Here is a 13,204-nt window from a genome sequence, read left to right on the forward strand (position 1 = left end):
CATTGTCGAAAAATTAACAGTGGTTCCGAACCTTTGGAAGGTTCGGAACCCTATTAATGTATATATAGCTGGGTACTCCCGGAAAATTTACACTTCACCCGGTATTAATTACCAATAATCCACTCTATATTTCATGTACTTAAAGCACTTGTATATGAAATATATTTCTTCAACACTCATCTTCCTTCTCTTTTGCAGCACCCAACTCCTGTTTGCAGATCAATCATCTTTTCAAAAAGATGCTGAACCTGCCGCTTACAGAATAATATTAAGCCCCACCGCTTCTGAATCTGAAACATGGGCTGCGGAAGAACTGCAGCATTGGCTGTACGAAATAAGCGGAGAGTATCTCCCTGTGCAAAGAAATGCAGATTATGCCGGACCAAAAATTGTAATCGGTTACCAGGATATCATCTCAACAACAGGCACCGAAATGCCTGCCGAAAACGATGAATCATTTCAATATTTCAGTAAAGGCAAGGACATTTTTATATACGGCGGAAAACAAAGAGGCACCATGTATGGCGTATTTTCCTTCCTGGAAAATGAATTCGGCTGCCGCTGGTATACGCCACGTGTAACTGTTATTCCTAAAAAAGAAAAACTTGTTTTTGGGCAATACAATTACAAAAGCGCTCCCGGTATACAGGTTCGTAATGATTTTTATTTTGAAGCATTTGACCCTATATGGGCGGCAAGAAATAAAATGAACGGAAGAATGAATTATGTGAAACAGCCGGGAGGAGTTGAAGCTTTTTGGGCTGTGCATACCTTCTACCCGTTGATGCCACCTGCTGAGTTTTTTGACAGGCATCCTGAATACTACAGCCTGATCAATGGGAAAAGAACTTTTGAAATAATTAAAAACGATCATCACCAATTGGCACAATTATGCCTCAGCAATAAAAACGTGCTGCGCATAATAACTGAGCGCATCAAACAAAAAATACGGCAGAATCCAGAATACATGATCTATGATGTATCGCAGAATGATTATTACAATGCCTGCGAATGCGATAAATGCCAGGCTATCGTAAAAAAAGAAGAAGCCGAATCAGGCCTGATGATATGGTTTGTAAACCAGGTAGCCGAAGCGGTAGAAAAGGAATATCCCGGTAAGTATATTGGTACGCTTGCTTACCAATATACCCGCAAACCACCGCTGAACATAAAGCCACGTAAGAATGTTGTAGTAAGGTTATGCCCGATAGAAGCCTGTGTAGCACATGATCTGAAATCATGCGAAAGAAATACATCGTTTTTAGATGATATGCAGAAATGGGCAACCATCTCTCCTCAACTGTATATATGGGATTATGTAGTAAATTTTGCTCATTACATTATGCCATATCCAAATTTTGCAGTGCTGCAGTCCAATATCAAAACATTTAAAGAAAACAAATGTATCGGCATTATGGAGCAGGCAGCATATCAAAGTCGCGGCGGAGAATTTTCTGAATTAAAAGCCTATCTTATCGCAAAACTTTTATGGAATCCCGATACTAATACCGGCGATGTTATTGATGATTTTATGTATGGTTATTATGGGCACTCCGGCAGGTTAATAAAACAATATTTTACTCTTGCACAAAGTTTGATTACGCCACAACAGCATATCAAAATTGGGCTAAGACCTACCGATGCAATTTTTACTGATGAGTTTGTAAATACATCTGTACAGATCTTTAACGAAGCAATAAAGGTTGCCGACAATGAATCCATAAAATCACGGGTTGAACTTACCGCTTTACCGGTATATTATTTAAAATGCAGGAGAGATCCTGCAGGATCGCGAAGTGACGGCACATATGATAAAGCAATGAATATTATTCAGCGGGAAGGCATTACCCACCTGGCTGAATCTGAACAAACCATTGAGCGGTTCAAAACATTTGTAGAAGAAGCTAAATAAAACATACGGTTAATAACGCTGCATTCCCATAAGCATTTCATTTATATAAATTATCAATTGTAAAGTTTGTACAAGAGGAATGGTACATCTATATTAAACCATTACATTTACAGGATAGTGCAGGACGCCTGTTTTAAATGTAATATTTAGCTTACAGCCTCTGTTGCAATTGTATTCAGTTCCACAGAATTGTTGCACACAATAATCGACTTGAATGACTTGCCATGATTAAAAAAGTATATTCTTGTATTCCTGTTTCAGTTTGGGTCATCTTCTGCTATTGTGTATTTCAGCAAAGCATATTTTCGTTATGTAAGGTATTTAGCAACAATGTTTTTCTCAGGCCTTTTATGCAACCCAATAAAATGCAATCAGCTTATTCATATTCAACTTCAATAAATAATAAATTTATACGCAAATCAATTTTCCACTTATGCAAGTAAACAATTATTCCCTGAAGCTGTCTTTGCTTTCTTTAATGGCACTTTTCGTGATGTTCTCATGCAAAGGCCCAGGAACAGAAAAAAAAGATGGTGCTCAAAATGCAAATCCCAAAATTGACAAACTGAAATTACCTACAGGGTTTCATGCTGAGCATTTATTTGGACCTTCTGAAAACGGAGATGGCTCATGGGTAGCTATGACGTTTGATGATAAAGGCAGGCTGATCGCATCTGACCAGTATGGTACTTTATACCGCATGCAACTGGCGCCGATAGGTGATACAACTCCTCCCAAAGTTGAAAAGCTAATTATTGCAAAAGATACTGCTGCTGTCAGCATGGGATATGCTCATGGTTTATTGTATGCATTTAATAGTTTGTATGTAATGATCAACCATCGCAGTGATGATAAATTTTCCAAAGGAAGTGGTTTATACCGCCTCCAGGATACCGATGGCGATGATCAGTTTGATAAAGTAACCTTACTAAAAGCTTTAGAGGGTGAAGGTGAGCATGGACCTCATAGTATTATCTTGTCTCCTGACAAACAATCGCTTTATGTAGTTGCAGGAAATTTCACCAAAATTCCTCAAATGGATAACTATGCCGGATCCGGCCCTTCTAACTGGCAGATTGATAATTTATTCCCGCTGGTAAAAGACCCTAACGGGCACGATGATGTGGTAAATACACACGGCGGATGGGTTGCACATGTTGACTCTACCGGTTCAAAATGGGAATTGATAAGCTCCGGGTTCCGCAATCCCTATGATATAGCGTTTAACGAATACGGTGATTTGTTTACATATGATTCTGATATGGAATGGGATTTTGGTACTCCCTGGTACAGGCCAACACGTATATGCCATGTAACAAACGGCAGCGAATTTGGCTGGCGACAGGGCACTGATAAATGGGCTCCTTATTTTCCGGATAATCTGCCCGCAATTCTCAATATCGGTCAGGGTTCTCCTACCAATGTTGTTTCAGGGCTTGACGCCCGTTTTCCTGAAAAATACCGCAAAGCAATTTTTGCCTTCGACTGGAGCTTTGGTATCATTTACGCTATTCACCTGGAGCGTGATGGTTCATCATATAAAGCAAAAGGAGAAGAATTTATTTCCGGTGCGCCGTTGCCTTTAACAGATGGCGTAATAGGACCTGACGGCGCTTTGTATTTTATGACAGGAGGCCGCAGACTTGAATCTGACCTGTACAGGGTATATTATAAAGATAACAAAGAAGACAACAGCCCATTAACCGCTCCTGCCTTAAGCGAAGAACAAAAAATACGCAGGCAGCTGGAAGCCTACCATGGTGCACCTAAAGCTGATGCACTTGCGGTGGCATGGCCACAACTAAAAAGCAGTGACCAGTTCATCAGGTTTGCTGCACGCATTGCGGTAGAACATCAACCGGTAAATGAATGGCAGGAAAAAGTCTTGCAGGAAAAAGACCCTGTTGCTTTAACCCAGGGTGCTATCGCTCTGGCAAGACAAGGCAAACCTGCTGTAAAGAATCAATTGATAGCAGCATTAACCACTATTGATTATGCGGCGCTTTCCGAATCTCAGCAACTGGATTTATTGCGTGCATTTGAATTAGTGCTGCTGCGCATGGGAAAACCAGATGCAGCAATGACAGCAAGGATCGCAGCATATTTTGATGCGCATTATCCTGCTAAAACCAATAATCTCAACAGGAGCCTGAGCAAACTACTGGTATATATTGATGCACCTAAGGCAGTAGATAAAACAATGAGTTTACTGGCCACTGCAAAAGATGATGCTGATGATCAAAAAACATTGACCAACTCATCAGACTTAATCATGCGTAATCCGCAATACGGAATGGATATTGCCGGTATGTTGTCGAAAGTTCCTCCATTCCAGCAAACCTATTATGCAATTGTATTAAGCCAGGCAAAAAATGGCTGGACGCCGGAATTGAGAGATAAATATTTTGGATGGTTCTATACAGCCTTCAGTTATAAAGGGGGTCACAGCTTCAGAGGCTTTATTAACAACACCAGAAAAACGGCTTTAGCCAATGCACCCAAGGCTGATTTCGCACATTTGAATACTATTTCCGGTGATTCAATTTCCAACAGAAGTGGTTTTCAGATGGCAGATGATGCTCCTCAACCGAAAGGTCCGGGCAGAAGATGGAAAATGGAAGATGCCGTAGCTGTGATAGATAGTGGTATTAATAACCGCAACTTTGAAAATGGTAAAGCAATGTTTGCGGCTTCACTATGTATTTCCTGTCATACTATGAAAGGTGAAGGTGGTGTTGCAGGTCCGGATCTAACACAACTGGGTACACGCTTTTCGCCAAAAGATATGCTGGAAGCTATTATTGAGCCCAACAAAACCATTTCTGATCAATATGGTTCTACTGTATTTTTCCTTAAGGATGGCAGTTCGGTTACAGGTAGAATTGTAAACCAGGATAATGAGAATTATTCTATCTCACAAAATCCTTTTGCCCCACAAATAGTAAGAAGCATTGCAAAGAAAGATGTTGAACGTACACGTGTATCTGATGTTTCTCCCATGTTGCCCGGTATGATTAACCGGTTAAACAGTGATGAACTGAGAGATCTTATCGCTTACCTGATGGCTGGTGGTAATAAAGACAGTGAAATCTATACCGGAAAAAAATAAAATACAATATCCACTTTTGAAAGGGCCGCTCCATATGGGGCGGCTATTTTATTGAGCTTATCGTTTTATAATAATGCAATACACCCGCTCAACATATACAAATTTTCTTTCAAAAATAAAACACATTTGTCTGTAGCAACTATTACAACGATCCACTTGCTTTCCCTATCCCCAAACCCTATTATATCCTTTGGAGAGATTCTGCCCTGCGGAATTAAGAAAACGGGTAATAATATTCCTTCCTTGTAAGTATCAAAAGGCAGACCGGGCTTTTTTGGCCCGGTCTGCTATATAAAACCCCTAAACTAAACTACCCGTTTCTATGTTATATGTAAAAACAGTGCCATTCCTATAAAAGGCGTAATTTTAAATAGAAAAAAGGCAGTATACGGGCTATATTACCCATAGCGTGGAATTAATTTCTCAAGGCCAAGCATAAACTGCCCGGGTAATTTATATTAACAAACACTTATTCATTCAACCTGATTTTTGGCAGGATAATGTATATAGTATTAAAGTAAATTTGATAAACTAATCTATTGACAATTAAAATCAATCATTATGAAAGTAGATTCAAAAGTGTTATTGGGCTTATTAGCCGGAGCAGCTATTGGAGCAATCGCAGGTATATTATTCGCTCCTGACAAAGGTTCTGAAACGCGTAACAAAATAAAGAAAAGCGCAGGTGATGCAGGTGATAGCCTTAAGCATTCCTTCAATGATTTTGTTGACACCGTGAAAGATAAATACCGCAAGGCGAAACATGACGCAGAAGATCTGGCAGAAACTGGTGCTGCTAAATTCAACCAGGTTAAAAACTCTGTAAGCTAAATTAAAATTAATTAAACCGGCGACAACTTAAAAAGAACAGATGAGAGAAGAAACCATTTCCGAAAGCATAGAAGATCTGCTTGGTGATACAGGCAAATACATAGAGGCAAAGGCAGAATTATGGAAATTGAAGGTTGCTGACAGAACTACTGAAGCAACTGCGTCCATTGCAACACAATTAATATTGGTTTTTATAGCTATTATAGCATTAACCTTACTTAATATTGCTGTGGCCTTGCTTATAGGCAAATGGTTAGGAGAACTGCATTATGGATTTTTTATTGTCGCCGGTTTTTATATTCTGCTGGGGATTATTGTTTATGCCTTTCGTAAACAAATCATTCAAACGCCTCTATACAATGTTATTATAAATAAGATTTTAAAATGAGCGAAAAAAAAACAGCGGGAGATATCAGGGCAAGAATAGCACTGCTTGAGGAGCAAACACATTTAATGGAAGATAACCTGAAAGAGCGTTTTCATGCTACCTACAAAAAAATTACCCCGGGCAATATATTAAAAAACACCCTTTCTGATTTTAATGATACACCCGGACTTAAATCAACGCTGCTTTCTACAGTCCTTAACCTGGGTTTAGGTTTTGTTGGAGGAAGAATGATGCTGGGCAAAGGTGGTATAGCAAAAAAAGCCGCCGGCGCGGCACTTCAATTTGGCGCAGGTAAATTTATGGGACTTGGAAAAAAATTAAATGTGCTGAAACGATTTACAACAAGTTTATTTTCTAAAGAAAAAGCATAGCGTATTACTCAAAATATTTTAACTGATTTCATAGAGTGAAAGCTGTTTATACTAATAATTTTTCCGCTGTTATTTAACCTGCTTAAACGAGCTATATTTTAAAGCGCTGTTAAGCGGAATAATAGCTACATGCAGCACTTAAGCATCCGAAAATTCATGTAAGGCTTGTAAGTGCAGTTAAAAAATAATCAGGAGCTTATCTTGTCCATAACTTTTATTCCTTTTTGATTTGCGCAGGTAATTGTTTTATAATGTGCATACATCGCTAAAAAAGGGGGATTGCCTGATTTATCTTCACCAAATGAGCTTGCTTCCATTAATCATCCATAAAACCAGGCTGTAACTATACTCAATTAAAAAGACTTAAAATTTATGACACTTCCCTATAATTAAACTTTAGCCGTTAAATGAATACTATGTAAAAACGTTAGCCAATTTGAGCCGCAAAGCAACCAGACTTACCAGCACAAAATATTAATATTGCATTATAATATGGGAAAAAAAATTCCCTGTTTTAATAAATACCTGTTTTAAAATTTACGGAACACTTTTAGACTTAAAGCAGGTAACCATTTATGAAGACAAACCAACGTACGTACATAATTTCCAAAAAACTTGATGGCTTTTTCAGCGGTGTATATGCAATTATGAATTTTATAGGGAGGTTTTTCAGGGAACTGGGACCGCCTTATGAATGGAGAGAAATCGTTCGCCAATGTTATATGGTAGGCTGGAAATCTTTGCCACTGATATCTGTAACAAGCTTCGTGGTAGGAATAGTGTTTACAAAACAGTCCCGCCCATCGTTGGCAGAATTTGGTGCAACATCATGGCTACCATCACTTGTTGCCATTGCTATATTCAGAGCCCTGGCGCCACTGGTTACAGCGCTTATAGCTGCCGGAAAAGTTGGCTCCAATATCGGCGCTGAATTAGGCTCTATGCGGGTAACAGAACAAATTGACGCGATGGAAGTTTCGGCAACAAATCCTTTTAAATTTCTTGTAGTAAGCCGCGTGTTGGCCACAAGCTTTATGCTGCCGGTATTAATGTTTTATATGGCATTCATCAGCATGATAGGGGCGTATCTGAATATTCTTGTTAATGAAGACACAAGCTTTACAGCTTTCTTTATAAAAGCTTTGGAAAAAATATCCTTTCTTGATTTTTTTTCTTCCCTGATAAAAACCATTGTTTTTGGATTCAGCATCGGTATTATTGGATGCTACCAGGGATACAATGCAACGCAGGGTACACAGGGTGTTGGACGTGCTGCCAATTTTGCAGTAGTAACTGCAATGTTTGTTGTTTTTATTGAGGAGATCATAGCTGTTCAAATTACAAACTGGTTCAGGTAATGTATTATGCATAAAAAGAGGCGATATAATAACACAGAGCAGCAGCATGCTGATATTGTGATCAGGGATCTGTATAAATCCTTTGGTACAAACACTGTATTGAAAGGAGTAAATCTTGATGTGTACCGCGGAGAGAATGTTGTAGTACTGGGAAGATCAGGAACCGGTAAATCAGTATTAATAAAAATTATAGTTGGATTACTAAAACCTGATAGCGGTACTGTTATGGTATTGGATCAGAACGTGGCAGAACTTAATGATAAGGCCTTATTACAATTAAGGCTGAAGATTGGTTTTTCATTTCAGAACAGCGCATTATACGACAGTATGACGGTAAGAGAGAATCTTGAATTTCCACTATTGCGTAACTCAAGAAATCTTACAAGAGCGGAAATAAATACAGATGTAGAAGAGGCACTGGATGCCGTTGGGTTAAAGCAAACCGTTAATCAGTATCCTTCAGAATTATCAGGCGGGCAACGTAAGAGAATAGGCATAGCGCGAACGCTTATTATGCGGCCGTCTATTATGTTATATGATGAACCAACCGCCGGGCTTGACCCGGTTACAAGTGTTGAGATAAATAGTCTTATTAATGAAGTGCAGGAAAGATATAATACTTCTTCCATCATTATTACGCACGATCTCACCTGCGCTAAAGCTACTGGAGACAGGGTAGCGGTTTTACTGGATGGAAGTTTTGCACAAACAGGAAGCTTTGAAGAAGTATTTTCTACCAAAGATGAAAGAATAAACAGTTTTTACGAATATAATTTTATAGAATAATGGAAGCGCAAAAAAACAGGAAAGCGGTTATTACAGGAATATTTGTGACCATTGGCATGGCTATATTTATTGCAGGCATATTCACGCTTGGCGGGCAACAGAAAACTTTTGTAAAATCCGTAAACGTATATGCTGTTTTTGATGATGTAAGTGGTTTACAGCAGGGAAATAATATCTGGTTCTCGGGGGTAAAAATCGGTATAGTAAAGAAAATAGAATTCTATAATAGTTCTCAGGTAAAAGTTACACTTCATATAGAAGAAAAAGCACGTGAATTTATTCGTGCAGATGCAAAAGCAAAAATCAGTACAGATGGTTTGATAGGCAATAAAATTATTGTTATATACGGCGGAACACAAAAAGTACCGGCAATAAAAGGAGACGAAAATCTTGCGGTGGAAAAGACAACCAGCAATGATGAAATGTTTGCCACATTGCAGGAAAGCAATGATAACCTGGCTGATATTACACGTAATATTAAAACAGTGAGCAAGCAATTGATAGACGGGCAGGGTACATTAACTGCATTATTGAATGAGCGCACCATGTATAACGAGTTGAACAGTGTAATTGCAATTTTGAAACGGGCGGCTAACAACAGCGAAAAACTTACGGAAAGTATTGCAGCATACAGCACCAGGCTTCAAACACCAGGTACGCTTGCATCAGATCTTGTCAGTGATACTACTATTATTCCCAATTTAAGAGAAACCTCCCGCCAGATTCATATGGCGTCAGATGCTATTGTTGCCTTAAGTGATAATATTAAAGACGCATCCCGCGCATTAAACGACAGCAGTAATGTAATAAGCGTATTGCTTCGCGATAAAAAAACTGCCGATAATTTAAAATCTACCATTAAAAACCTTAACAGCGGCAGCAAAAAACTGGATGAAGATCTTGAAGCATTGCAGCATAACTTTCTATTACGCGGTTTCTTCAGAAAAAAAGCCAAAAATGAAGCAAAGGCTGCAGCAGATAGTATTTCAGCTAATCAATAACACAGATCTGGATTAATTTTTACCGAAATTCCGGTAAAATCACTCATTTGGGTGAGAGAGTGTAATGCAAAGTATTTCTACTTTTAGCAAACGTTATTACTATATTATAACAGTATTCAATATAAACATTTTTAATTTCACAGGATAAGGTAGGTCGCCTGGATTTTTCAATCCGGGCTTTTTTATACAAACAATAAAAAAAGAAAATGAGATATCGCCGCTTTTCTAAATTTTACACCTCAATACAGCCCTTATCATAATAAACTACTTCCATATTTCTCCCAACCTGTCATTAAATAAAAAAATGTGCAGATGTGAATAAAAAGTTAATCTGTGAACGGGAATTTTATGTATTTTAACAAATATGAACCCTACACATTTTATACTTCTGAACGAATTGCAACAGATGGAGCTTATCTGGGAAAAAGCCGTATACATTGGTGAAAAACAAAGTGAATTCTTTAAATACATTCTTTACAGGCTGGATGAGATGTATGTTGAAGAAACAAGGTATATCAGTTATAATTTTATGCATAAATTCAGATGCATTGAAGACAAGGAATTATTATCCACCTATACTCAGCCGCAGTAACTCAACAGCTATTACATAGAAGAATTATGCCTGATGCTTTCAGAAGCAAATTTTCTTTTATACCAGAATAATCTATCCCTAACATAGCTTACCTGGCAAATTATAACTTCCGCTATCTGCACAATTGTGTTCTCCTGCGCACATCATATGTTCGATAACGGACAGTTGCACCCCTGCTTTTTCTTTTAAATTACTACAAATCAGATGATTGTATATTGGCATACGCATTGGGCTCTTTTTACAGCAAATAAAAATTTGCACCTCCAACATGCTCAGAAACTATATTAAAACCGCCTGGCGGAATATAACACGCCATAAAATTTATTCAATTATAAATATCACCGGGTTAGCGATGGGGCTTGCTGCTTTCTGGCTGATCACGTTGTATATTGGTGATGAGTGGAGCTATGACAGGTTTAATGTAAATGCCGAAAGGATTGTGCGCGTTACACAACAGGCAAGATGGAACAATAACGAAATTAAGCAGGCAAATACTTCTCCCCCCTTTGCTGCTGCGCTTAAAAGCAGGTTCCCGGAAATTGAAGATGCAGCAAGAATAGATCTTGAAGGAGGAGGCATTATTACATATAATGAAAAGAAGATTAAACAGGAGGATATCTTTTTTGCAGACAAATCCTTACTGAAAATATTTACATACCATTTTTTATATGGCAGCGCTGCTACAGGGTTAAGCTCACCCGAATCAATTGTAATTACAGAAAGCCTTGCAAACAAAATTTTTGGCACTGCGGAAAAAGGTTATAATCAAACCATCATTTTCGATGGAAAATTTCCCGCTGTTGTTACCGGTATAATAAAAGATATACCTGGAAATTCGCATCTGCGGTTTAGTGCAGTTCGCGCAATGCCTGCTGATTATGGCGCTGACAACTGGCAAAACTTCAGCATATATACTTACCTGCTGTTGAAAAAAGAAGCTGATTACAAATTACTGCAATCAAAACTTCCGGCATTTGCAAAAGAAACCATACAGAAAATAATGAAGGTGGATGATTACAAGATGGAATTGCAACCACTTACTTCTATCCACCTGCATTCTGACCTTGAGTTTGAGCTTAGTTCAAATGGCAATATCAAACGGGTATATATATTTATGGCTATCGCCGCGCTCATATTGCTCATCGCCATCATCAATTATATGAACCTTTCTACAGCACGGTCTTCCACGCGGCTAAAGGAAATTGGCGTTCGTAAAGTTATAGGTTCAGAAAAGAAGCATATAGCAGGAATGTTTATGGCTGAGGCGATTCTGATTACATGCATATCTGCTGTTATTGCCGCGCTGCTTGTGCAACTTTTACTGCCGTTTTTCAATAATCTCACCGAAAAAAATTTATCTGTAAACCATTTTGGAATATATGTTACAGTTATCAGTCTTATTGGTTTTTCAATATTAACAGGTACGATAAGCGGTATATATCCTTCCTTTCTTCTTTCCCGTTTTAAAACAATTCCAGCATTAAAAGGACAGATGGGAAATATGTCGGGGAATGTTTTGTTCAGGAAGTCGTTGGTAGTATTACAATTTGTTATAACAGTAATAATGATAGCTGCGTCCATTATTATTTACCAGCAATTAAGTTATGTAAAAACAACTAATCTTGGTTTTAATAAAGACCAGGTATTGACTTTTCATATTGACGACAGGAATGTACGTACACAAATTGCTGCTATAAAAAATCAATTACTTCAGAACCCGGTGATAGAGGGTGCTGCCGCCGCTGGTAATCCTATTGGCAATAATGACCTTGGCGGCATGGGTTACCGGTTTGAAAAAGAAGGTGGAGGATTTTCAACAGCAACAACACTTGCCCAGGAATTAATGATTGATGCTGATTTTATCCCGACTATGGATGTTAAACTTTTACAGGGAAGGAATTTTTCTGCAGCAAATCCATCAGATAAATATGGATCGGCGCTGATCAATGAAACCCTGATGAAAAAATTAGGATGGAAAGATGCAACCGGCAAGAGATTGCAGTTTTCTATTGATAGTGATGGAACAACTATTGAGAGAACAATAGTGGGTGTAATCAAAGATTTCCATACTTATTCATTACAACATACCATTGAGCCGCTTGTAATGGTTATGCCGCCTGCCCCACAAACAGAAGATAATTTATATGTAAAGATTGCCAAAGGTAATACAGCAGAAGGCCTGGCATATATAACGGCTGTGTATAACCGCTTTGATAAAACCAACCAGGCCACCTATCATTTTCTTGATCAGAATTTTGCAAAGCAATATAAGGCGGAAGAAAAACAAGGCGAAATCGCTCTGATCTTCGCTATTCTGGCTGTTGCTATCGCCTGCCTTGGATTATTCGGGCTTGTAACATTTACCGCTGCCCAACGTACCAAGGAAATAGGTATTCGCAAAGTGCTGGGCGCTACTATTCCGGGAATTGTCGCGATGTTATCCTCAGATTTTTTAAAACTGATAGGTATAGCTATAATAATAGCTATACCGGTGGCATGGTGGGCAATGCATAAATGGCTGCAGGATTTTCCCTATCGCATACATGTACAGGGATGGGTATTGATATCAGCAGGCGCTATAGCTGTTATTATTGCTTTATGCACTGTTTGTATCCGTGCTATACAGGCAGCGATTGCTAGCCCGGTGAAGGCGTTACGGTCGGAGTAATTCCTCACCCCCTACCCCTCTCCACTCCGTGGGGTGCCTGGTTCAAAACAGGTTGATAAAATGTAGAGAGCGGGCGGTTGTGAATACGAAAATGAGAGCGAATATTTGAACGCTTTGCCTGGATATATTTTGTGGCTGCTGTGGTAGATAATATAGACTGGGTTTATTATGTAATACTTCTCTATTTC

The 13,204-nt window shown here is 38.6% G+C and carries 10 protein-coding genes; all 10 read left to right on the forward strand.

Annotation, left to right across the window (positions count from 1 at the left end):
• Positions 1 to 154 precede the first annotated feature (154 nt).
• The 10 genes from DC498_RS00390 to DC498_RS00440 all read left to right on the forward strand — a co-directional run bounded on the left by DC498_RS00390 (position 155) and on the right by DC498_RS00440 (position 13,016).
• A complete protein-coding gene (locus tag DC498_RS00390) occupies positions 155 to 1,912 on the forward strand; it encodes a DUF4838 domain-containing protein (protein WP_165813702.1) in 1,758 nt (585 codons plus the stop codon).
• A gap of 433 nt (positions 1,913 to 2,345) precedes the next feature.
• Positions 2,346 to 5,021 carry a c-type cytochrome gene (locus tag DC498_RS00395; RefSeq protein ID WP_116872145.1) on the forward strand — a complete coding sequence of 892 codons (2,676 nt, stop codon included), beginning with the start codon at positions 2,346 to 2,348 and terminating at the stop codon, positions 5,019 to 5,021.
• A gap of 561 nt (positions 5,022 to 5,582) precedes the next feature.
• Positions 5,583 to 5,852 carry a YtxH domain-containing protein gene (locus DC498_RS00400; protein ID WP_116872146.1) on the forward strand — a complete coding sequence of 90 codons (270 nt, stop codon included), beginning with the start codon at positions 5,583 to 5,585 and terminating at the stop codon, positions 5,850 to 5,852.
• A gap of 40 nt (positions 5,853 to 5,892) precedes the next feature.
• Positions 5,893 to 6,240, forward strand: a complete 348-nt coding sequence (locus DC498_RS00405; protein ID WP_116872147.1) for a phage holin family protein — start codon at positions 5,893 to 5,895, stop codon at positions 6,238 to 6,240.
• On the forward strand, positions 6,237 to 6,611 hold the full coding sequence (locus DC498_RS00410; RefSeq protein ID WP_116872148.1) for a hypothetical protein: 375 nt from the start codon (positions 6,237 to 6,239) through the stop codon (positions 6,609 to 6,611). The genes DC498_RS00405 and DC498_RS00410 overlap by 4 nt, the downstream gene beginning before the upstream one ends.
• A gap of 575 nt (positions 6,612 to 7,186) precedes the next feature.
• Complete coding sequence (locus DC498_RS00415) at positions 7,187 to 7,969, forward strand: MlaE family ABC transporter permease (RefSeq protein WP_116872149.1); 783 nt, start codon at positions 7,187 to 7,189, stop codon at positions 7,967 to 7,969.
• A 6-nt stretch (positions 7,970 to 7,975) separates the two neighbouring features.
• Positions 7,976 to 8,755: an ABC transporter ATP-binding protein gene (locus DC498_RS00420; RefSeq protein ID WP_116872150.1), complete on the forward strand. Its 780-nt coding sequence runs from the start codon at positions 7,976 to 7,978 to the stop codon at positions 8,753 to 8,755.
• Positions 8,755 to 9,756, forward strand: a complete 1,002-nt coding sequence (locus DC498_RS00425; protein ID WP_116872151.1) for an MlaD family protein — start codon at positions 8,755 to 8,757, stop codon at positions 9,754 to 9,756. Before DC498_RS00420 ends, DC498_RS00425 begins: the two co-directional genes overlap by 1 nt.
• 364 nt (positions 9,757 to 10,120) lie before the next feature.
• Complete coding sequence (locus tag DC498_RS00430) at positions 10,121 to 10,348, forward strand: hypothetical protein (protein WP_116872152.1); 228 nt, start codon at positions 10,121 to 10,123, stop codon at positions 10,346 to 10,348.
• Positions 10,349 to 10,616: 268 nt separating this feature from the next.
• Complete coding sequence (locus DC498_RS00440; RefSeq protein ID WP_116872154.1) at positions 10,617 to 13,016, forward strand: ABC transporter permease; 2,400 nt, start codon at positions 10,617 to 10,619, stop codon at positions 13,014 to 13,016.
• Positions 13,017 to 13,204 lie beyond the last annotated feature (188 nt).

Source organism: Terrimonas sp. (assembly GCF_003075435.1).
Classification (GTDB): Bacteria; Bacteroidota; Bacteroidia; order Chitinophagales; family Chitinophagaceae; genus Agriterribacter.

Coding starts and splice junctions, on each gene's coding strand:
- DC498_RS00410 (WP_116872148.1), top strand. CDS start 6,237: ATGAGCGAAAAAAAAACAGCGGGAGATATCAGGGCAAGAATAGCACTG.
- DC498_RS00420 (WP_116872150.1), top strand. CDS start 7,976: ATGCATAAAAAGAGGCGATATAATAACACAGAGCAGCAGCATGCTGAT.
- DC498_RS00430 (WP_116872152.1), top strand. CDS start 10,121: ATGAACCCTACACATTTTATACTTCTGAACGAATTGCAACAGATGGAG.
- DC498_RS00390 (WP_165813702.1), top strand. CDS start 155: ATGAAATATATTTCTTCAACACTCATCTTCCTTCTCTTTTGCAGCACC.
- DC498_RS00405 (WP_116872147.1), top strand. CDS start 5,893: ATGAGAGAAGAAACCATTTCCGAAAGCATAGAAGATCTGCTTGGTGAT.
- DC498_RS00440 (WP_116872154.1), top strand. CDS start 10,617: ATGCTCAGAAACTATATTAAAACCGCCTGGCGGAATATAACACGCCAT.
- DC498_RS00425 (WP_116872151.1), top strand. CDS start 8,755: ATGGAAGCGCAAAAAAACAGGAAAGCGGTTATTACAGGAATATTTGTG.
- DC498_RS00415 (WP_116872149.1), top strand. CDS start 7,187: ATGAAGACAAACCAACGTACGTACATAATTTCCAAAAAACTTGATGGC.
- DC498_RS00400 (WP_116872146.1), top strand. CDS start 5,583: ATGAAAGTAGATTCAAAAGTGTTATTGGGCTTATTAGCCGGAGCAGCT.
- DC498_RS00395 (WP_116872145.1), top strand. CDS start 2,346: ATGCAAGTAAACAATTATTCCCTGAAGCTGTCTTTGCTTTCTTTAATG.